This is a genomic window from uncultured Polaribacter sp. (assembly GCF_947501385.1).
Lineage (GTDB): Bacteria > Bacteroidota > Bacteroidia > Flavobacteriales > Flavobacteriaceae > Polaribacter.
In genome coordinates, this window is record NZ_CANMVP010000003.1 from 34912 (window position 1) to 58287 (window position 23376).

Genomic DNA, 23376 nt, shown 5'->3' on the forward strand with positions numbered 1-23376 from the left:
TCCTCGTTATTATTCTAAAATTATTTTCTTACTAGTGTTTCCTGTTGCTGTCTGTAATTTCACAATGTAAACACCTGTAGCTAAAATTGGTAACGATATATTTTTAACACCTACAGCAGAAAAAGTAGTTGATACGACTCTTTTTCCTAAAATATTGAACAACTCTACAGAAGCTTTTCCACTTTTTAAACCTGTAATTCTTAAGTTCGTATTATTAGTGTTATAAATATTTATAGAGCTTAGTAATGTATCTTCTGTACTTAAAACGCTAGAAGCACTTGTGTGCATATAAAATCTTCCTGTACCTTTTAAGGCGCTAGTTGGTGTAATTGTATAGGTATCGGATTCATTTAATCTTGTATAGCTATTTTTCTCTCTATCCTCTAAATATACTGCTACCCCAGAAGGTAAATTTTGTGCATTGGAAGAAAATGTAATTTCTTGACCTGCATCAGCAATAACACCAATAGGAATTACCATACTTTCAAAACCTGAATCTGGAAGCGCCTGTCTTTCAAAAGCAATACCCGTATTATTTTCTAATAATTCTGAATATATATTTAAGCTAGAACCAACTCCCGTAAACATTCCAATATCATTATCATCATCTAATCCTAACTTATGATCGTTCGCATAATTAATTTGTGTAGCTCTTATTAAATTACCATTGGTAACTTTTAAGCTTATTTTTGTTGCATTATTTTTGTAGAAGGTTGCATTTACGCCAGTTTGGTGACTTTGCAAAGACTCTGCAATTACAAAATTGTTAGCAGTAGAGTTTGCTGCATTCACAAAAAATCCTTGCCCTGGAGCAATGTGAGTTCCTGGTAAAGATTTATAAGATGCATCAGAAGGGTCCCAAATATATAATGCTTTAAATCCTGCGGATAAATTAGTAGTATTGTTTGTAACCAGGTCGGCTGCTGAGATGTAAGAAGGATAAGGATTACCTACTAAATTCCAATTACTTCCTGCTCCTTGTGTTATTGTTAAAGAAACATCTGCGTCTGGAAAAGTTCCAATAAATTCGTAAAACTCTTCATTATTGCTTTGATAATCTACCGTCTTTTTTCTAGTAGAAAAACCTATTCCAGAATCAAAAGTTGCAGCAGTTGTATTTGCTTGGTAATAATCCCAGTTACTGCTTGCCAAAGTATTGTCATATAAAGCAATAGCTCTGTTTGGTCCAGTACCTGTACCAATAAAATTATCTAAAATCCAAGCATTGTCATAAGTTTCTCCAACAACGGGAGATGACATTAAATTCCAAACAGCTGGGTTAAAGCTTCCACTTATTTGAGGAGGCGCAGTATTGTTTATTGTTGTGATAGCATTGTATATAAAAGTTCCACTAACAGTACTTTTAGCGATAAGACTACCACCTCCATAAACGGTAGTAGAAGTGGCTGTTATTGCATTAGTTCCAGCATCTAAAGAAGCATTTTTTTGTATAATTATATTTTTTGCAGAAAATGTTGCACTCGCTGTTGGGTTATTTGCAACACCACTCTGTATAATTACATTTTCAGCAACAACAGGTGATGTTCCTTGAGACCAATTGGCTCCTGTTCCAAAGTCAGCCGATGTACCTAACCAAATATTAGTATTTGATGTTTTTGATTCTGCGACACCTAAAGTCATCACAGATTTTATTTGATTTTGAGTTAATACTTCTGTAGTAATTAAAAAATCGTCCATATATCCATCTAACAAACCAACGGTAGATGAACTTTTCTGAACCCCAAAAGACAACTCAGCATTATTCGTTTTATTATCTACCTTAATAGCATTTCCAACTGATTCACTTCTGTCTTCGATTCCATTAATATACATTTTTATTGTTTCTGCAGTTTTATCCATAACTAGAGCTATATGAACCCACTCATCAATACTTGGAGATGTGGTTGAGTTAAATGCAACTGCTTCTCCGAAAGAAGTATTTATAGGCCTGGTTGCACCAGACAATTGAAAGGGTCTGCCAGCTAGGGTATTCGCATCTGGATCTTCTTCTTGATGGATTATCTTTGGTGTACCTGTACCAGAAGGAACATTTACTGAATTAAACTTGATCCATAATGCAATCGTAAATGATGCACCAGCATCAAAAGTACTACCTGTTGTTATATATGGTTTACCATTAAACAACGCAGCGTCTCCAATTCTCCCTGTAACATATGTATCTACTACATTTGCAGTTTTAGCATTTAAAGTAACGCCTTCACTTGAATCATCGCTTACATCACTATCAAAAGGAAAGTGCATTTTAATTTTGGTACCATCAATAGCCTGTGCATCTATGAGGTGAAAGCTAAATACCAGCGCCATCGTAAAAAGTATTTTTTTCATCATAATTATATTATAAAATTGTTAAAAATTGGTTTTTTACTAATTTTTTAGTTAAAAAATAGTGTATTTCCAAATGTATAAATGCTTTTCCTTTTTAGTATCCTGCACTACCTTGTTTACTATTTTTAAACATTAATTAACTTAGACCATAAAGTGCAGGATAGTTTCTTTTTCTGATTCGCTTATATTTATGTTTCAAACAAATCAATTCAAATGAAGTATTTTTTGTCTTTCTTTTTTGGTTCTCTTTTGATTTTCTCCTGTACAGAAGAGGAAGCAAAAAAACCAAACATTATTTTTATTCTGGCAGATGATTATGGTATTGTAGATACACAAGCATACGTTGCGAAATTCTTAAATACCTCTATTGATAGTACTTTTTATGAAACCCCAAATATTAATAAACTAATGAAGGAAGGTGTTTCTTTTTCGCAAGCTTATGCGAATCAATTATGCTCGCCAACAAGAGCCAGTATTTTAACTGGTAAATATGCGGCAAGAATTGGTTTTACAACGGCAATGCCACATAGAAACACCTATTATAACCAGAATTTAGAAGTTCCTCAAGGATACTATGCAAATGATGTTTTAGAACATAAAGACAATATTTTAATTGAACAACCACATATAAATGCAACCTCAAATTCTGGGGTTTCAACAGGAAAACACACACAAACCAATTTAGATGAATTGTCTATTGCAGAAGCCATGACAGATTATCAATCTGCATTTATTGGCAAATGGCACATTGGTGGTTTTGGGGCAAAAGGCTTTCAACCAAAAGATAACGGATTTAAAACCTTGGCCTATTTTGATGGTGGAGGCTCAACATATTTTAATTGGAAAAAACCTTGGAATCAGAAATCAAAAGATCGTTTCCCAAAAATGCCTCAACAAGAGTGGGAGATAGGTGACTCAGGAAAAGATACTGGCGAAAAGTATTTAACAGATGATTTAACAACACAAGCTTTACATTATATTGAAGAAAAAGCAAAAGATAAAGACAAACCTTTCTTTTTATACTTTTCGCATTTCGCCGTACACACACCTTATCAAGGGAAAAAAGGAGAAATTGAGTATTTCAATGCGAAGGAAACAAAAGGTTTTAATGGACAAGATGATGCTATTTATGCTTCTATGATAAAAAGTATGGACAGGTCTGTTGGAAAAATTTTAGACAAATTAAAAGAAACAGGAATTGAAGAAAATACGTTGGTCGTTTTTATGTCTGATAATGGCGGAATTGATGCAGAAATAACACCAAACAATCAAGGTACAGAGAATTCTCCTTTTTTGGGCGGAAAAGCCTGTTTAACTGAAGGTGGCATTAGAGTACCACTTATTTTTAGATGGAAAGGAAAAATTGAAAGTGGAAAATGGGTAGATACTCCAGTAGATTGTACTGATATTTTTCCAACAATTTTAGAAGCTGCGGGTTACAATGCAAAACAAATTGTAAAAGAAAACGACTTAGACGGTGAGAGTATTCTGGGTTTGTTATCTGATCAAAAAAATGAACAAAATACCTATACAAAAGATACACACTTTTGGCATTATCCTTTTAACGTAATTTATAAGAGTCCTTATGATGGTTATGCGTTAACACCACATTCTGCGATTAGAAAAAGAGATTTTAAGTTAATTTTTGATTGGTATGGTAGATTGCATTTGTATAATATCGAAAAAGATCCTTATGAAAAAAACGATTTATATTCTTCCAATAAAGAGCAAGGAGATGTACTTTTTAAAGAGTTGGTGTCTTGGTTAGAAAAGAACGTAGCAAAAAGATATTGGCCTAAAATTAATCCAGATTATAATCCAGAAAAAGAAGTTCGAAAAACTCCTTTTAAAGATTTAATGGCTACAGTTGAAAAGTAATTTAGACGCTGGATAATAACATTCAAAATATTAAAGTAAGTTTTAAAAAACGAAAGATGAAAAACTTTAAAAAGATTATTCTCATAAATATCTATTCATTTTTTTGCATCACAACATTGTATGCTCAAAAATCTAAAATAGCAGATACAGCAGTTTATAAAAGAGAAATTAATACAAACTCTTTGAGACATTCAAAATTAGATACGCTTATAAAAAATCAAATTTTATATACAGATCTTGACAAAGATGGCGATCCAGACATCATAGAATTAAATTGGAAAGGAAAACGTTTACGTTGGTTTGATGAAAATGACAATGCCACAATGAATGATAAATGGGGCGATATGATAAATGATGCTTTGCAAGTAGATATGGATAATGATGGATTTTATGACGGACCAGCAGATTATAATGTAAAATGGGCTGATAGAGATGCAGATGGAATTCCAGATATTCAAATATTTAGTCGCAATCCAAAAGTTGGCGCTAACTGGGTTTTTGGAAAAAGCGGTGCCATTTATTTTGTGATGATAGATCCAGATAATACTGGTTTGTTAACAGATATTGAATGGAATGACCTCTCAGTCTCTTGGACTCGTTTTGATAAAGGTCCAAATTGGCGCACAAATTACCATGGGAATGCTACTTTTTTAAAAGAACATGCACCTATTTGGTCTGTTGAAAATCCATCATTTACTTGGGAAAATCCTTTTTTATTTTATGATTTTGATGAAGATGGTTTGTCTGAAATGTCAATTCGGGTGGCAGATAATAGAATATTTGATAAAAAAGATAGAAATAAATTAAGTTTTGATGGTATTGTAGATGAAGCTTGGGTAAGTTATGATTTAGATAATGATTCGGGTCGTGATAACGAAATGGATTATGACATGACATTGTATGTGGCTGGAGCTCTAGGATTAAACTATAAAGATCAAGTGCATCATATTCCAGAAGTAAAAGCACCAAATTGGGTGCTTCCTTATTATCGGCATTCAAAATGGCGCCAACAAACAGAATTTATTTATTTGAAAAGAGAAGGTGCAGTAAATAGGCTTTTTTCTGCAACCTGGGCACGCGCTTTTTTAACCGTTGATGAAGATGATGATAGCCATCGTTGGGAACGCGTAGAAATTTATTATCCAGGAAACCCATACATTTTAAAACGGTACAATAAAAACTCACCAATTTATCATCCACAATCAGATGCGCTTGGAGATCGTGGCGAATGGGATCTCGATTTTAGTGGAAAAGCAAAATTATACCAAACAAAATGGGATGGTAAAATTCATCTTTTGGGCGCAGAAAAAGGTGCTTGGACAGTAGATAGAAATCGAGCTTTTTGGGCTGGAGCACATCCTAATGAAGTAGCTTCTACAAAAATGCCCGACAAAGTTGAGGAAGTTATTCAATATGAAGACACCAACAATAATGGTTTTTTTGATAAAATAACTTACGATTATAATGGTGATGGACAATCAAATAGAACAGATTCATTGTTAGCATTAGGAATTAATGATGTTGGAGAAATTTTAGATGTTACCACGCATGATTGGAATAAATTACGGCTACATAATAGTGCTTTTGCAAAAGAAAATTGGCAAAGTGCACAGCGTTTATTTAGAACCGCATTTAAATACGGATTGGTTGATGCATCAATAATTAAGCTCAGCAAAGCAAGTTCTGTACAAGAAAAATATATTAATGGATATTGGTTAAAAGAAGAAATTATTCGAAAAATTTTAGCAATTGCTCCAGAAAAAAATCACAAGGAATTTTTGAAAGCGTATTACCAATCAGATATTATTAAAATGGAAAAATTAATCTTTAATTTAAAGATATCAAAAAAATAAATTTTTAAAATGGGTTTACAACAATATCAAAACAGCAACAAATCTAATTATTTACGATATGCTTTCGGCTGTTTGCTTTTTTTAGGAAGTTGCGCTAATTTGCCCAATACATCAGTTAATAAAAGTCAAATCGTAGATGATCTTTCAGAAATCACAAAAAATCACTCTGAAATTTTTCAGCTTTCTGACAATGATCGTCCAGGATCTTGGTGTTGGTTTCAAGACCAGCGTGTAATTATGGATACGAACAATCCAGACAAACCTATTTTAATAACAGGAGCAGTAACCTATGGTGATATTTCAAGTGATAAAAGAGGCGATGTTGATTTGTATTGGGCAGAAATTAGTAAAGATTTAAAAAATCCTATCTCAAAAAAAGCTCGTATTACTTTAGATGATCAATTGCAAATGGATGATCATGCTTCTCCTTCCTTTTTAATTCGTCCAGATGGACGTTATCTCGTGAATTGGTCAAAGCATGGCAATGATAAATTTATACGGACTAAAATATCAACAAATCCGAACGATCCAACTGTCTGGAACGAAACAATCCTGTCTGATGCACCGCAAGGAGGAATTACCTATACAAATCCTATCTATTTATCTGAAGGGAACAACGGAAATGGACAAATTTTTAATGGCATTCGTTCTCGTGGATTTGATTCAAATTTTATCTATTCCAATGATCTTGGAGAAAATTGGGTATATGGCGGACAAACTTTAAACGCAAAAGATGCCTGGCCAGATCATGCTGATGGAGGAAGAGCGTATGTAAAATATGCTGGTGATGGAAAATCGAAAGTGCATTTATTTGCTACTGACGATCATCCCAGAGTTAATTTTAATGCAGATCGATCTGCTCCTGGACCTTACCTCAACTCTATATATCATGCCTATATTGAAAACGGAAAATTGCATAAAACTGATGGCACTGTTATAGATGAGAATTTGTATGATGAAAACGCTTCACCACCAACTGCAATGACACTTCTTTTAAAAGACAGCACGCTCATTAATGCTATGGCCATGCGAAGAGGTTGGATTACAGATATTAAAATTACTCCAGATAATCATCCATTTGGTGTTATTCAGTTTAGAGCAAATGACAATCAAAAAGACCATCGATATTTTTATGTAAGACATGATGGTAAACAATGGCATGTTAATTTTATGGCCTATGCTGGTGATAATTTTGGCTTTGATCGTGAAGGAGATTATACAGGTTTGGCTTCTGTAGGTGCTTCAAATCCAGATATTGTTTTTATTTCTACAAGTGCAAATCCAATTACAGGAAAACCTTTAATAAGTTCAGTTTCTAGCAAACAGCAAAATGAAATTTATATGGGAAAGACCAAAAATTATGGTAAAACATGGACTTGGGTTGCACTAACTAAAAATTCTGAAAAAGATAATTTAAGACCTATTGTTCCTAAATGGACAAAAGATAAAAGTGCTGTACTTTGGATGCAAGGGAACTACCCTAAATTTTATGAATATGATACCAAAATAGTTGGACAAATCATTCATCATAAATAAAAATATAAATTGCCATTTTAACAATTCCAATTACATTAAATATTTCTCAATTTAAAGACATAATTAAAGAATCTAAATGTGTTTATCAAGAATAAATAATCGAATAGAATACTACTTTAAAAAAATAACTTTATGTCAAATTACAAATTATTACTAATCAGCTTAATATTCTGTCTTGGTTGTAAAAATGAAACGATTGTTAAAGAAGAAAGTAAACCCAATATCATATTTTTATTAACAGATGACCAAAGGTGGGATGCATTAGGTATTGCTGGAAATACTATTATAAAAACGCCAAATTTAGATCATTTAGCTTCACAAGGTCAATTTTATACTAACGCTTATGTTACAACGTCAATTTGTATGGTAAGCAGAGCTAGTATATTAAGCGGACAATACCAATCTAGACATGGTATTAATGGTTTTCATACCAGTTTCACCAAAGAAGCTTTCGATAATACATATCCTATGATATTAAGAAAAAATGGATATAGAACTGGTTTTATTGGAAAATTTGGTGTTGGAAATCCAAAAAATCAACCTAAAAAATCGTTTGATTATTGGGAAGGAACGCCTTTACATCAACCTAATTATGAAAATAAAGATGCCAATGGAAATTTCATTCATTATACCGATTTGGTCTCTCAAAAAATTGACACTTTTTTACATAAAACGAACCAACAACCATTTTGTCTTTCTGTGAGTTTTAAATCTCCTCATAGCCAAGATGGAGATGACAGACAGTTTATTCCCAACCCAAAATATTCTAACTTATACAAAGATGACAGTATTCCTCAACCTAAAACAGCAGACCCGAAATATTGGCAATCATTTCCTAATTTTTTTCGTACTGATGAGAATATTGCACGTGCACGTTGGAAATTAAGGTTTGAAACTCCTGAAAAATATCAAGAAAGTGTCAAAAATTATTACCGCTTAATAACTGGTGTAGATGATGCTGTTGAGAAATTAAGGAAAACACTTAAATCTAAAAATTTAGATAAAAATACAATCATTATTTTTATGGGTGACAATGGATTTTATCTTGGAGAACACGGTTTGGCTGGTAAATGGTTTGGACACGAGGAATCCATACGTGTTCCTCTGATTATTTATGATCCTCGGAATCCTTCAGAAATACATAAAACAGATAAAATTGGCTTGAATATTGATATCGCACCTACTATTTTAGGTTTTGCAGGAATCAAACAACCAACTGTTATGCAAGGAATAAACTTGCTTGATTTTGATACTGAAAAAAATAATAAACGTGAAGATTTCTTTTATGGACATACATTTTTGGGAAGTCCAAAACTGCCCAAAATTGAAGGTGTTGTGAGTACAACAACGAAATATATGAAATTTATTGAAAGTGGTTATGAAGAATTGTATGACCTTACGAATGACCCCAATGAAACAAAAAATTTAGCAAAAGATGCTACTTATAAGAATCTATTAGAAAAACAAAGAAACAGATATAACGTTTTGAAGCATAAAGTTAAATAATATGAATGGTAAACTCTTAGACAGCAATAAAACAATACCGTTTATCCATTTTTTAAATGGTATAATAGTTTTTAGTATATTATTTTTTACTCCAAAAATAGGCTATTCTCAAAACCCTATTTCTCCTCCAGGATTCTATTTTGTAGATCCATCAGCAAAAGTTTTTAATGATGGAAAGCTTTATGTTTATGGCTCTACTGATGAGAATCCCAATTATTATTGTTCTGGTAGCCATGACATTTTATATACAGAAAATATGATAGATTGGAACATTTCTAAAAATGTGTTCGCTTCTAAAGGTGTTAATGATCAAGTACCCTATAATGATGCTGTGTTATTTGCGCCAGATGCCATTAAAGTAGCTGATACTTATTATTTATATTATTGTCAACCTTACCTACAAGCACCAGAAGGTGTTGCTACCTCTAAAAATCCATTAGGCCCTTTTATAAACGGCGAAAAAATCGATTTAAAAGGACACAATCAAATAGATCCCTCTGTTTTTATTGATGATGATGGTGCTGCTTATTATTTATGGGGGCAATTCAACCTTAAAATGGCAAAACTTAATGCTGGTATGAAAACAATTGACGCTAGAACACTTCAAAAAAATATCATCACAGAGAAAAATCACTATTTTCATGAAGGCGCTTATCTTACCAAACGTCAAGGAATCTATTACTTGGTGTATTCAGATATTAGCAGAGAAGATAAACCTACCAGTATAGGATATGCAACAAGTACTTCTCCTTTTGGACCTTATACTTACAGAGGTGTCATTATTGATAATAATGGAGCAAATCCTAATAGTTGGAACAATCATGGCTCTATAATTGAATATAAAAATCAATGGTATGTATTTTATCATCGTTCCACACATGGTGTTAGAACCATGAGAAAAGCTTGTGTGGAGAAAATAATATTTTTAGAAGATGGCTCAATTTCTGAAGTTGAAATGACATCACAAGGTGCAGGACCACCTCTTAAAGCTACAACTAAGATTGATGCAGCTGTTGCTTGTCTTTTGCATGGAAATGTTCGTATTAAAAAAGAGTCTGATATTAATGAAATACTTTCTGAGTTTAAAAACAAAGATGCTGCAATTTATAAGTATTTAGATTTTGGCGATGGAGTTTCAACTCTAAAAATACGTGTAAAATCTATTCTTGGGGGTAAATTAAATGTGTATTCGGACAAACCTTGGAATAAAAAATTAGCGACTTTAAAAGTACAAGCCAATAAAGACTGGCAAACAATAATAGTTCCAGTAAAAAACGAAACGGGCATTCATGCACTCTGGTTAGAAGCTTCAGGATCTGATGGAGAACTGTTTGAAATTGATTGGTTTCAGTTTGATTAATATGTTACCATTTGAAATCAATAGTAATATTTTATATTTCTTTAAAGAGTTCATTTAATCCCTTTTTAAAACATTAGATTTTGGTTTTTTGAAAGATTGATAGTATGACATCTAAAATTGCAAGTCTAGATTCTTGATTCTAAAAGGAAGCGATCTTAATTCTTTTATCGGGCAACAATAGGTTCTAAAATTCTAATTACCATCAATTATTTGTATGGTCACAGGACCTAAAAGTCCTGATGAAATTAATTCTTCTTGGGGCTTCACAGCATCTACATTAACCCATGTGGTTCGCTGGTCTTTAGGAAGTGTTTTATCTCCTGTTAAGCGATTTCGCCAAACATTAACCACTTCTACTTCAATGGTGTTTTCTCCGTCTTTTATAGCGTCATTTGCTTTGAGTTGAAAAGGCGCTATCCAAGTAGTCCCAATATCTATTCCATTTATTTTTACCGATGCCATGACACCTAGATTTCCTAAATCTATCAAAAGCGATTTGTTGTCATCTTCCTTTCTATAATTAAAAGTTGATTTGTAGACCGCAGTTCCTGAATAGTATTTTATCTTATCATTTTCGTTGGTAGCCCAATCTGTGAGTTTAGAAAATTCTACAGGTTCTTTTGGTCCAATGTTCTTATTTTGAAAATCAACCGTCCATAAATTTTCAAGAGTCTTTACGACTTTGGATTCAGGGAAATTAACTAAATATTTCCTATCTATAGTACTAGCATCTGAATTTGAAAACACAATAAACCAACTTTGTAAGCCTTCCATTTTAATAGGAACGGTAATACGACCATCCTTTTCTGTAAATTCAGGTAAAGCTCTGATTTCTCCGGTGACAGCATCCCACAATTGCGGTTTTATGCCGTTCACTCTGAACGATGGTGAAAAACTAATGCTGTCATCACTTTGATTGGTTAAAAAGTAAATGTCCATATCATTTAACTTGCGATGCGTCCATAATACAGGAACTTCACTGTTCAAATCAATATCTTTTTTTATCCCCAATTGTTTCATAGCCTCTTGTAATTCTAAACCATTCACAATAAAACCTTCACCATATTGCTTTAATTTTTCATTGGAATTACCCCACATTTTTGTTGCCAATTGTTTCACCTTTTCATCACTTTCAGGATAATTTTGAAGGCTAGGTGATTTTACAGGTGCCTGACCGTATATTTTACCACCTTGCTTTACTAAGGATTCAATTTTCTCAAGTAATTCAGGGCGCATAGTTTCAAAAGGCGGTAACACCATAAGACTGTAAGACATACCGTCTGGTAATACAAATTTTCCATCGCTAACGGACAATCTATCCAAAATCACTTCAGCATTGATATAATCGTAGGAATAGCCTTTTGGTAATTCTGGATTCCGAACACCTGTCATTATTGGCGTATTTTCACCTATAAAATAGCAAACGTCAGCAGTATAAGTACCTTGTTGTAAAAGATGCTGGCTTCGTCTCAAATAATCGAAATAGGTTTTTGATTTTTTAAACCAAGTATTATGACGGTTAAATTCTGTACTAAACCATGCATTGACTCCGGGCACCCGATTGTCATCAGGCTGATGAATATAAAGGTGTAGCACAAAATGATTGATACCTTCAGTAAATGCCCAATCACCTCGCTTTTTAAGCATTGCTGGATGACGAACATAACTTCTATTTGCGGCAGTAAAAGCTTCTGCTGATATCCTTGATTTGCCATAGATATGTGCTGCAGATGACGCCGATTTACATTCAATATTTCCTAAAGTGCCTTCATTCCAAAATTCACCACTAACCAAATCAGATTGTCCACCATACATTAAAAATTCTGATGGAAATCCCCAATGACCATAGTTTTCTAACCACAATTGCAAATTGTCTTCGTTACTCGCTTCTCTCAGTCCGCCAACATATTCATAAGCAACAGCATCAGCAACAGAGCGTCTTAAATCCCATAAAAATCGGTTGGATTCTTCCACACTTCCTACTATTCTGCCAGAAAACACAGGTAAATATTTTTTTGGATTATAACCAAACTGCTTTTCAAATTTTTCTTCGTAACCATCGGTCCAATTTTGTGAACCCATTTCATAGCTATCTGCAATGACATATTTGAAAGCACTTTTGCTTTCTTCAGGAATCCGTTTCAAGAATTCGCCGATGTATTGTTCATAATGGTATTGCACCAGTTCTTTATTCGCTTTGTCTATTTCATAACCCTTGCCTTGAGGAGCAGCAGGTGAATTTTTGGTACCTGTTGGTGTCATGCCGAAGCGTTGGATGGTCCAATTTCCAACAGGAGCTTCCCAAATCAGCTTGCCTGAGGCATCCATTTTCTCGCTGATGTCCATAACGTTTGAAGGTGTAATTTTTAAGCTAGCATCATTAACTTTTGGTTGTGACTGCCATAAATAACTATCCCAAGCAGGAAAAGGTGTTGGGTGCATTTTTCCTAAATTTTTCTCAGCAAATTCTTGCAATCCAACAGCTTCTGAAATTACAATTTCTGAAATTCCGAAGGTTTGTACTTTGGCATTTGGAGCCTTCATTGCTTTTACAATTCTCGGCGTAACATTAAATTCCAATCGAAATTCTTTTGCCTTTGTTTCGGGTAAGGATTCTAAAATGGGTGCATACATATTAGCACCAACATTAGGCTTTAAATTACTTCTATTAATTTTAAATGTTTTTAGGTTTTTGAATGCACCATCAACTTTCGCCATGACCGTACATTCCAATTCAATAGTTGTTTTTCCTGGTAAAATCTTTAAACTCCTTGCTGTTATAGATTGATTTGAATTGAAATTAATTTGATGTTTTTCTATTTTTTTAGAGAAGTTACCAACGGTTGCCGTATTCTTATCGAATAAATAGTTTGTGTTTTTTATGCTTGGTATAATGTTGATTTTACTGTTTTTTGTTGACAATGATCGTTTTTCAGAAGGAAGTGAAGGAAAGGCCAAAATATAGACATCTTGAAATTCTTCATAAGGTTTTGTCAATTGTAAATTTATTTTTTTGCCCCCTTCAATATTGATTTCAGAATAGGTCATATGGCGCATCGCCATCTCTGGTTTTACCCAAGGACCACCCGATTGACTCCAACCAGGACAATTGAAAGCTCCGATATCGACACCAATGCGCTTGCCTTCGTTTACAGCGTGTACCATGTGACTCCACCACTCTTCGCTTAAAATGGGCACTTTTCCATCTTTTTCTTCAGGATTGATATTGCCAATTAAGGCGCCACCAATTCCGGCTGCTTTCATCGCTTCTAAATCTTTGGTGATACCATCTTTGGAAATGTCATCGCCAATCCAATACCAATAGCACCATAATGTATTATCTTTTGAAGGCGTTATAAAATCTGATTGTATCTTATCGAAGTCGACTTTTTCAATTCCTGTATCTTTTTTGCAACTAATACATATTGAATATACTAAAGATAAAAGTATTGCAATATTTCTAAATGAAGTTTTTGGCTGTATCATCGAGGTATAATTAGTATTTCTATTAGAACAAATTGAATGTGTAAAATAAAAAAAACTACAGCTTAAACTATCCTGTTCAATACTGTAAATAACTACTACATTTAAAAAGAGAATCATTTAGCTCCTCTTCTACTTATCAGAATTCCCTTTTTAATTAATTTCTAATTTTTTCCCTTTTAGTCCGCCATTTTGCTTTCCAATATTTTCTGGTTTGTATTTTGAAACATCAAATTTTGAATTCGGAATAGGAACAATTGCTTTTGTTTCTTTTATATGCTTCTCTATTAACTTGTCTAATGCAGCTACTTTTTTCGGGTATACTTTTACTAAGTTGTTATGTTCACTCACGTCCCATTTTAGGTTGTACAATAAATAATCATGTTTGAAATTATCTCCTTGATGAAATAAACGAATCAATTTCCAATCTTCAGCATGCACAGAAATAGAAGTTGGTAACCAATCTGGAACACCTGGTTGATGAGGGAAATAGGTAAAAATTCCGTCTCTTTTAATATCTTTCCCTTTTAGCGTTTCCGTGATATCTATTCCGTCTATGGCATGGTTTTCAGGCATTTTTAAAGAAGCTAAATTTAGTAAAGTTGGGTAAAAATCTGTGGATTGAATCAACACATCACTTATTGTACCTGGATATGTAACTCCAGGATATGAAATAATAGTTGGTACGCGTACTCCGCCTTCAAACATCGTAGCTTTTCCACCACGCAAAGGTCTATTACTTGTTGGTGCAGCCATATATTTTTCACCACTTGGTAAAATATCAGTTACTGCATTGTACATATTTCCTCCATTATCACTTGTAAAAATTATGATGGTGTTTTTGCTTAGCCCCAATCTATCTAATTCATCCAATAAGCGTCCAATGGCGTCATCCATAGAATGCACCATGGCTGCGTAGGTTGCAGAATGTTGGGCATCGGTTAGGTCTACTTTTGTGCTGTAATACTTCTTTAACGTTTCTTTTGCATCAAAAGGTGCATGCACAGAAAATTGCCAATAGTTCATAAAAAATGGCTTGGATTTATCTATTTTTCGCAACCAAGAAACGGCTTCATCTGCCATTCTATCTTCTATATGTTCTTTTGCGTATTTTTCTTTGAAATTTTTAAAACGCCAAGGAGCCACAAATGTTCCTGCGGGTCCTGGACCTGACCAATGTGGAATATCAACATCAAAACCATGTTGTATTGGTGAGTATGGATCTGCACCCAAATGCCATTTTCCAAAATGGGCAGTTTGATACCCAGCTTTTTTAAATTGCTTTCCTAAAGTTGGTAGTTTAGTATCTAATCTTGTTACCGATTCTAAAATTATTGCTTTATTAGCTGGCCCAGTTCCTCTATTTAAAGAAGCTTTTAATTTTACATTACCTAAATGTGCTGTTGGTGCTGTTACCCCTGTTCTTGCTGGTGTTTGCCCAGTTAAAATACTTGCCCTTGTTGGTGAACACAATGGACTTGCTGCGTATGCTCGCGTATACGTAACGCCTCTTGCCGCTAAACGCTCTAAATTTGGGGTTTCGTATAGTTTTGTTTTGCCATACAATGTAACGTCACTCCAACCTAAATCATCTGCTAATATAAATACAACATTTGGCTGTTTTTTTTGGGAAGAAATACTAATTATTGCGAATAGTAACACTAAAATAAATATGTTTTTTCTCATAATAGTTATTTATTTACTGCTTTAAATTGAGATTCCAAAGAAACTCTATAAATAGACTCTAGTTCTTTTACACTCTTTTTATAAAATTTTGTTGCTGGAGGTAAAGAAATAGTATTCCAAAATGTTGGATTGTACTTAATATCATAATCTCCCATATCTTTTTTATCGTAAAGCGTATTTCTAATATCAAACTTTTTTTTATCTGTTTCTATATTCAAGATAATGGCTTCATGTCTATAAGAACTAACAACATTTCTGTCTTTTAACTTTAAGAGTTTTTGTTGTTGAGCACTAATTGGAGTTCTAAAATTAGCAACCCTATTATGATAACTTAAAACCAATTTTCCGTTAGCATTTTTTTTATAAATGTAAAGGGCTTTTAAATTAGAAAATTTATTAGCATGTCTAGAGACATCTATTTTATAAATTCCATAGGTATCCATTCCTATGTAAAGTTTAATCCAATTATGTTTTTTATGCGTTTTCTGATTTTTCTTTTTCCCTTGCATTACTAAAACATCTTCACCATCATAAGAAGTATCATCTATTCTTTCCCAATTATAATCTGATTCATAAATTCTTTGTCTTAAAGGATTTAATTGTACCATTACATTTACAGCGTGTGCAGGTTGTTTTTTAAAAGCAAACCTATAATCTGCAGATTTTCTTGCCTCTGCAATACCTAACTCTTCAAATCTTGTATCAGAAGGACCATAGTCTATGATGTTTAGATAATGCTCTACCATAAAACGAGTTTTTCCATTTTCTACAGAAGATCTTCTGTATAGCATATCTACTTGATGTTTAGAACTAAGAGAATTATTTTTTAGCCTTTTAAACGCTTTTTTCACATGATTTGTTGGTTTTTCTAATGTAATTGTAGCCAAGGAAACAACATCTTCTATTAAAATAATTTTAGCTAATTTTTTATCTAAATATTCTTGAATCTTTATTTTGTAGGTCTTAAAACCTAATGTAGAAACTTCTAGATTGTCCGTTAAATTTTCTTGAGATATTTTCAAAGAAAACACTCCGTCATCATTTGTAGCTGTACCTATTTGTTTTGAAGGAATACCAACAGCTGCATAAGGTATAGGATTCTCAAATTCATCTAAAACAATTCCTTTTATTTCATTTTTTTTTTGTGCTAGAGCAGAATTAACACCCACAAATAAAAACATAAAGAAAAAAAGATGTTTAAAGTGTACGTCTTGAAAAAGTATTTTTTTTAGATTCAAAATGAAATGTTTTTTATAGTTCAACTATTTGTTTTTTAATAATTCTAATGGTGAGTATTTATAATTATAGGTCCACTTACTTTTTGGCTGCACTTTATTAAATTCTTTGGCCCCATAAAACTCATCATGATATTTTTGCATCCATTCTTTAGTATACCCTTCTAATTTTTTTTGAATAGCTGCATAAGATGAATTATTATAAAGATTATTTAATTGATGAGGATCATTTTCCCTATCAAAAAGTGTGTTTATTAAAGCATTATTACTCTCTTTTGAAGTGGAAAATGTATACCTTTCTGTTTCTACACCTCGCCAATTTGAGTTTCTTGCTCTTCCAATTCTATAATTCCAAATAGGTACATAATCATTTTCCTTAAGCTTGTTCGCTATTATTTTTTCTGATAAATCTTTCCCATCGAAGCTTTGATTTGTATCAACATTCATATATCCTAAAAGTGTAGGCAAAATATCCATTGTTGCCAGCAAGGTTTTTGTTCTTAAACCTGCTTTTATTTTCTTAGGATACTTTATAATAAACGGAATTTTATTAGAATAGTCATGCGGATATTGTTTTGGTAATTTTGCGTTATGAGATTCTAACATATCTCCATGATCTGCTGTAAAAGCAACTACTGTATTATTTGCGACATTCATGGTTGTTAATTGATTCATTAGTTTTCCTAAAGCAATATCTACACCAGTAATTTGCGCCATGTGACCATGATACATTCTTCTTCTGTCTGGTGTATCTTTTAAATCTGGTCGTAATTCAATTTCATCTCTATTGTATAATTTCATTAGCTCATCTAACGTATCATATCTGTAATGCATTTTGCCGTCTTCTCCTTTAAATTTTCCCCAGTCATGTGGTGGATGTAAGGAAACAATAATTGCAAAAGGTTTAGAGGTATCTATTTCTTTTAAATAATCGATTGCTTGATTGGTTTGTGCATAAGGTTCCCATTCATTAAAAAATTCTTTTTCTCCATTTTTGTTCCAAAAAAAAGCTTTTCCCGGTCTAAAATCTACATGGCAATTGTTGGTTAAAACTTTATCAAACCCATAAGTAAGTTCTTTAGGAATAGGTCTATCTCTATTTCCTCCTAATAAATGCCACTTACCAAAATAGGCCGTTTGATACCCTTTTTCTTTTAAAATTTCAGCTAACAGTTTCTTTTTATTTGGCAATAATGGTACATCATTTACAAAAGCACCGTTTTTTAGTGGATGCATTCCGCTCATTAACATTCCTCTAAATGGAGTACAAACGGGTTGACTAGAAAAGGCATTTTCTAACAAAACACCTTCACTCGCCAGTTTATCTAAATTTGGAGTTATTATTTGTGTATTACCATAAGCACCCACCATATCTGCAGAATGCTGATCTGACAAAACAATCACTAAGTTTGGTAGTTCTTTTTCTTCAGAAATTTTCTGTGAGTTTTCTACCTTGTTTGGTTTACAAGAGAAAATACTAAAAATAATAAATGAATATAGTACTCGTTTTTTCATTTGACTGCGATTTAATTTATCCTAAAATAGCTGTAAACAAATATATTTACAGCTATTTTTAAACATATAATTAAGTATTACCAACCCGTATTTTGAGTTAAATTTGGGTTTTTACCTAATTCAACAAGCGGTATTGGACTTAATTTAAACTTCTCATCCCAACCTTGGTTAGGATTTCTCCATTGCCTTAACAGATGGTTATTGTACTCTTCTTCAGCAATATTCCATCTTCTAATGTCGAATAATTCTCCCATTTCAGCATACAATTCACGTATTCTTTCCTCTCTAAGAATAATTCTTAATGCATCTTGATCTGTAGTATTAATTACTGTTGCTTTTACTCGATCTCTTGCCGTTTTCAAATATGGTAAAGCAGCTGCTGGATTTCCATTTTCATTATATGCTTCTGCCAGCATTAAAAAAGCATCTACATATCTATATACAATATGATCTTTAGAGTGAATTACATTACCAATGGCTCCACCATCTTGGTATTTTGTTCCAGAAATTCCGTTTCTTCCACCATAAGTAAGTCCTCCTACATTTAAAGGCGTTGGTCTGTATGTAATAAGTGCATTGTTATTTATTCTTCTATATGAATATGTAAAACCATCTACAAGTCTATCATCATCTGCTTCATACAAATCTAATAAATTTGGGTGCCATGCGATTTGATATCCACTACCATTTCTAGATTGTATTCCTCCAAACTCACTAAATTGTGGGTTGGTCCAAAAAGGTAAAACAGAACCTAGTAAGTTTTCATAAATGTTTCCATGAGCGAAAATTACTTCTTTATTCCCTTCATTATCTATACTAAAAACACTTTTCCAATCTGATAATAATTCTACATCATAGGCAGTAGGGTTGTCTGCAAGTGGCTTTAAAGCATCAATTGCTTTTTGATAATTAGCTGTTATTTGAAGTGGAAAGCCTGCAGAGGTTAAATATACTTTACCTAATAAAAAAGCACCACCAGCTTTTGTAACTCTACCTGTACCTGTTTTATTCCAAGAAACAGGCAAATTATCTTTGGCAAATTCTAAATCTTCTATAATTAAATTATAAATATCTTGTGTAGCACTTCTTGGTTTTAATAAAATAGCTGGATCTGCAGATTCTACTGGCTCTGTATATAAAGGAATGTCTCCAAAAAGTTGTGTTAACTGAAAATAAGAATATGCTCTCATCCATCTAGCTTCTGCAACGTATTGTTTTGCTAATTCTGTATTTTCCGCATAAAAATTTGATAACGGTACATTTTTAATAACAGTATTTGCTCTAGCAATTGCCCTGTAACCAATATCCCATAATCTTGAATATCTAACAGGTTGCCTGTCTGGAGTTTGGTAGGCTGCATGCCAAGCAAAACTTGGTACTCTACTAGTAGCGTATTTACTAGTCATACTCACTAAAAAGTACATATCTTGCTCCCAAACTACATGTCTAAAAGCTTCATAAATACCTAAGTTTTGAGCTTGTAGCTGTTCTTCATTTTGGAAAAAATTTCCTGCGCTATAAGTAGAAAAAATTTCTTCTTCTAATTCTGTATCACAAGAAAGTAGTCCTATAAATATAATTCCGAGAATTAATAATTTTTTTAATTTCATGTTCTTATTTTTTAATTCTAAAATGTTAAGTTTAATCCAAGAGTATACACTTTTGGTCTAGGAAAAGCTGAATAATCTATCCCTCTATTTAAAGCTCCGTTTCCATTAGTACTTACTTCTGGATCTGGCCCCGTATAATTTGTGATGGTTACTAAATTTGTTCCTGTAAAAACGATACCCACATTAGAAAAGAATTTTATTCCTTTTAAGTTGTATCTAACACTTAAGTTTTTTAATCTTACATAAGAACCATCTTCAATAAAAACAGAGTTTGGTACTGTTATACCTGTTGGCCCATTAAAACTGGGATATCTAACATCATTGTGTTGGTTGTCAACCGTCCAACGATTGTTATAATAATTTTGTGTTCCATTTGCACCAGACCAGCCAGAACCAATAAAAGCTCTGTTCAAGTTCATAATATCATTACCTACAGAACCTTGTACAAACATAGAAATATTAAAATCTCCTACTCTAAATTGGTTGTTCCAACCAAAAAAGAAATCAGGGTTTGGGTTTCCAATTGTTTGTCTATCTTCTTGATTTATAAGGCCATTTCCATCAACATCTTCAAATTTCCACAAACCAGGAGAATTTGCTCCAGGAGCACCATTACCATTATTATTTCTTGCTGTAGTTGCAAAAATTTGTTGTTGCGTTACAACTCCATCTTCATCAGTAACTTCTTCTGTTCTAATATTAAAATTACCCGCAGCATAGTCTACCAAATCGCCTGGTTGAATTAAACCGATTACTTTATAACCATAGAATTCACCTAACTGTCTTCCAGGATATGTTCTTGTTGCTCCAATACCAAAGAAATTTGCACCAACATTAGGTCCATTTAAAAACTCATTGCTTCCATATTCTTCTAAAATTGTTCTACTTTTTGTCCAATTTAATTTTGTAGTCCAAGAGAAGTTTTCTTCTTTAAAAACATCGTAGGCAATATCTACTTCGATACCTCTGTTATTCAATTCTCCATCATTAATTGGTATTGAATTAAAACCTGTTTGCCTAGGAATTTGCTGGTTATTTAAAAGATTTTCTGTAACTCTTTCATAAACATCTACACTTGTTCTTAACCTATTTCTAAAGAAGTTAGCGTTTAGGCCAAGATTTAATGTAGTACTTGTTTCCCAAGTTAAATTTCTATTTGAAATTCTTGAAGGAAATGTACCTGTATAAAGATTATTATCTGTTAAACCAATATTACTAATATTATAGGTATCCAATGTTGAATACGGTCCTACCCCGTTAGAGCTACCTACCTGACCATAAGAAACCTTAAATTTTAGTAAAGATATAGCTCTCACATCTCTAATAAATTTTTCTTTATGAGCATCCCATGAAAGAGCTGCAGATGGAAAGAATCCCCAAGGTTCTCCTTGACTAAATTTAGAATCTCCATCATACCTACCAGTTGTAGTTAATGTATACCTATCGTTAAACGTATAGTTTAATCTGTATAATAAGGACTTGTAATAATTGTTAGTTCTTATAGATATAAAATTTTGTGATGTGCTAGCTAATTGTAATGCATCTATACCTAAATCATCAAAAGTAAAATCTGTATACAATTCTCTTTTTCTAAAAGCGGTAATATCTGTATAACTTGCACCAGCAGTAGCATTAACTCTGTGTTTATCAAACCTTTTGTTAAAATTTAAAAAAGATTCTGCTGTAAATCGATTGTTTTCTGCTTCTGCCAAAAATAATCGACCACTAGAATTACCTCCAACTACTGTTTTCTTGTTATTAAAAACTTGGTTTGTATTGATACCAGCATTATAACCAATTCTATTCGTCCATTTTAAATCCGATGTAAATTCATAAACACCGTTTGTAGAGAATATTAATCTTTTGTCTTTTTGAACATTATCTGATTCTGTTGCCTCAATCACTGGATTTGTAATCATTTGACCATCCTCACTAAATTGGTTAAAATCTCCTGTTTCTGGGTCTAATAAACGTACAAAAGGACTAATCCTCATAGCCGTAAAAACCACTCCAGACAAACCTGTTCTTGCACTTGTTTGTACTCTTTGATTTCTAGCGTAGTTTAATTGAATGTTAGAATTTAATTTAAACTTCTCGCCTATTTTCATTTTAGAATTGTATCTTAAATTAACTCTTTGAAATTTAGAATTAATAATGTTTCCTTCATTTTCATTAAAGTTAACAGATAATAACTGTGATAAATCTTCATTACCACCTGAAACGGTCATGTTAGCACTTCTATTTACACCTTGTCTAAAAATTGCATCCATAAAACGCGTACCGTCTCTTGCATTTTCTGGAAGAGGTCTGTCTATAGAGCGACCATCGAAAGGAATTCTATTATCAGCTAATAAATCATCAAAAGAAGTTTGAGGGTTTTGTAGTGTAACAATATCATTTCTAAATTGTGCATATTGCCCACCAACCATTAGGTTGTAAGGGGTGCCAATAGAAGAAATAGAGGTTCTTATATTTGTCGATATTTTAACTTTACCTATTTTTGCTTCTTTTGTAGTAATTAAGACAACACCATTACCAGCTCTTGCACCATATATTGCAGTTGCAGAAGCATCTTTTAAAATTTCAATACTTTGGATATCATCAGGGTTTAAGGAAGCCAAAGGATTTGTACCTGTAAAATATAAATCTCCCGCAGCCTGCGTATCTGTGCCTAATGGAATTCCGTTTAATACATACAAAGGCTGTGTACTACCAGTAATACTATTAATACCTCTAATATTTATTGAAATTCCTCCGCCTGGTTCACCAGAATCTGAACTTACAAAAACTCCAGAAGCTTGCCCTTGAATTGTTTCTGTAATATTTGTGTAAAACTGATCTTCTAAATCTTTCGCTTTAATAGAACTGATTGCTCCTGTAACATCTTTTCTTTTCTCCTGTCCATAACCTATAATAACAATTTCATCAAGACTTTGAGACTCTTCTACTAACTTTACGTTTAAAGTAGTTGAAGCTCCAACTGCTTTTTCAGTATTCTTATAACCTAAATAAGAAAAGACCAAGATTTTACCCTGATTGGGTAATAACGTTAATTTGTAATTTCCATTAAAATCTGTAGAAGTTCCATTTTTTGTTCCTTTTTGAAGCACAAACGCTCCAGGTAAAGGGTCACCTTCCACAGAAGTTATTTTCCCTTTAATTGTTGGTGTTTGTGCCTGCATTCCAAAAGAAATACAAATCAAAACTAAAAACAACGTTTTCTTTAAAATATCATTAAAATGATAATTGTACGTACGTGTCATAATTATTTTTATAGTTATAGTTAAATGTTACCTCAATGTTAAGAAGAATAAAAAGACAGCGCATCCTGCACTTTCTTGTTATCTTTAAATTAATTGATAAAATTT

General features: G+C 32.8%; 12 protein-coding genes. 5 read left to right on the top strand and 7 right to left on the bottom strand.

Translation table 11 applies throughout. The features are described 5' to 3' along the window. Nucleotides 1–9 precede the first annotated feature (9 nt). Complete coding sequence (locus tag Q0998_RS02790) at nt 10–2346, bottom strand: LamG-like jellyroll fold domain-containing protein (RefSeq protein ID WP_299665948.1); 2337 nt, start codon at nt 2344–2346, stop codon at nt 10–12. A gap of 213 nt (nt 2347–2559) precedes the next feature. Here Q0998_RS02790 and Q0998_RS02795 point away from each other — a divergent pair, with 213 nt between their 5' ends. The 5 genes from Q0998_RS02795 (at nt 2560) to Q0998_RS02815 (ending at nt 10479) form a co-directional block, all read left to right on the top strand. After that, nucleotides 2560–4224, top strand: coding sequence for a sulfatase (locus tag Q0998_RS02795; RefSeq protein ID WP_299665951.1), 1665 nt, complete (start codon nt 2560–2562; stop codon nt 4222–4224). 56 nt (nt 4225–4280) lie between these two features. Further along, entirely contained in the window at nt 4281–6077 is a 1797-nt protein-coding gene (locus tag Q0998_RS02800; protein WP_299665954.1) for a hypothetical protein, read from the top strand. Between the two features lie 9 nt (nt 6078–6086). Continuing rightward, nucleotides 6087–7613 (top strand): BNR-4 repeat-containing protein, encoded by a 1527-nt coding sequence (locus Q0998_RS02805; protein ID WP_299665957.1) that lies wholly within the window; start codon nt 6087–6089, stop codon nt 7611–7613. A gap of 132 nt (nt 7614–7745) precedes the next feature. Further along, nucleotides 7746–9119, top strand: coding sequence for a sulfatase (locus Q0998_RS02810; protein ID WP_299665960.1), 1374 nt, complete (start codon nt 7746–7748; stop codon nt 9117–9119). 1 nt (nt 9120) lies between these two features. Then, nucleotides 9121–10479: a family 43 glycosylhydrolase gene (locus Q0998_RS02815; RefSeq protein WP_299665963.1), complete on the top strand. Its 1359-nt coding sequence runs from the start codon at nt 9121–9123 to the stop codon at nt 10477–10479. Between the two features lie 192 nt (nt 10480–10671). Here Q0998_RS02815 and Q0998_RS02820 read toward each other — a convergent pair whose 3' ends face one another. The 6 genes from Q0998_RS02820 to Q0998_RS02845 all read right to left on the bottom strand — a co-directional run bounded on the left by Q0998_RS02820 (nt 10672) and on the right by Q0998_RS02845 (nt 23271). Next, nucleotides 10672–13965, bottom strand: a complete 3294-nt coding sequence (locus Q0998_RS02820; protein ID WP_299665966.1) for a glycosyl hydrolase — start codon at nt 13963–13965, stop codon at nt 10672–10674. Nucleotides 13966–14115: 150 nt separating this feature from the next. Next, nucleotides 14116–15648, bottom strand: a complete 1533-nt coding sequence (locus Q0998_RS02825) for a sulfatase (RefSeq protein WP_299665969.1) — start codon at nt 15646–15648, stop codon at nt 14116–14118. A 5-nt stretch (nt 15649–15653) separates the two neighbouring features. Further along, complete coding sequence (locus Q0998_RS02830) at nt 15654–16829, bottom strand: carboxypeptidase-like regulatory domain-containing protein (RefSeq protein ID WP_299665971.1); 1176 nt, start codon at nt 16827–16829, stop codon at nt 15654–15656. 81 nt (nt 16830–16910) lie between these two features. Beyond that, a complete protein-coding gene (locus Q0998_RS02835; RefSeq protein ID WP_299665974.1) occupies nt 16911–18398 on the bottom strand; it encodes a sulfatase in 1488 nt (495 codons plus the stop codon). 77 nt (nt 18399–18475) lie between these two features. Then, entirely contained in the window at nt 18476–20008 is a 1533-nt protein-coding gene (locus tag Q0998_RS02840; protein ID WP_299665977.1) for a RagB/SusD family nutrient uptake outer membrane protein, read from the bottom strand. A 17-nt stretch (nt 20009–20025) separates the two neighbouring features. Beyond that, nucleotides 20026–23271, bottom strand: coding sequence for a TonB-dependent receptor (locus Q0998_RS02845; RefSeq protein WP_299665980.1), 3246 nt, complete (start codon nt 23269–23271; stop codon nt 20026–20028). Between the last annotated feature and the right edge of the window lie 105 nt (nt 23272–23376).

What these genes read in the sequence shown, in the direction of transcription:
- Q0998_RS02790 (WP_299665948.1), bottom strand. Translation starts at nt 2,346, where the DNA reads ATGAAAAAAATACTTTTTACGATGGCGCTGGTATTTAGCTTTCACCTC.
- Q0998_RS02795 (WP_299665951.1), top strand. Translation starts at nt 2,560, where the DNA reads ATGAAGTATTTTTTGTCTTTCTTTTTTGGTTCTCTTTTGATTTTCTCC.
- Q0998_RS02800 (WP_299665954.1), top strand. Translation starts at nt 4,281, where the DNA reads ATGAAAAACTTTAAAAAGATTATTCTCATAAATATCTATTCATTTTTT.
- Q0998_RS02805 (WP_299665957.1), top strand. Translation starts at nt 6,087, where the DNA reads ATGGGTTTACAACAATATCAAAACAGCAACAAATCTAATTATTTACGA.
- Q0998_RS02810 (WP_299665960.1), top strand. Translation starts at nt 7,746, where the DNA reads ATGTCAAATTACAAATTATTACTAATCAGCTTAATATTCTGTCTTGGT.
- Q0998_RS02815 (WP_299665963.1), top strand. Translation starts at nt 9,121, where the DNA reads ATGAATGGTAAACTCTTAGACAGCAATAAAACAATACCGTTTATCCAT.
- Q0998_RS02820 (WP_299665966.1), bottom strand. Translation starts at nt 13,965, where the DNA reads ATGATACAGCCAAAAACTTCATTTAGAAATATTGCAATACTTTTATCT.
- Q0998_RS02825 (WP_299665969.1), bottom strand. Translation starts at nt 15,648, where the DNA reads ATGAGAAAAAACATATTTATTTTAGTGTTACTATTCGCAATAATTAGT.
- Q0998_RS02830 (WP_299665971.1), bottom strand. Translation starts at nt 16,829, where the DNA reads ATGTTTTTATTTGTGGGTGTTAATTCTGCTCTAGCACAAAAAAAAAAT.
- Q0998_RS02835 (WP_299665974.1), bottom strand. Translation starts at nt 18,398, where the DNA reads ATGAAAAAACGAGTACTATATTCATTTATTATTTTTAGTATTTTCTCT.
- Q0998_RS02840 (WP_299665977.1), bottom strand. Translation starts at nt 20,008, where the DNA reads ATGAAATTAAAAAAATTATTAATTCTCGGAATTATATTTATAGGACTA.
- Q0998_RS02845 (WP_299665980.1), bottom strand. Translation starts at nt 23,271, where the DNA reads ATGACACGTACGTACAATTATCATTTTAATGATATTTTAAAGAAAACG.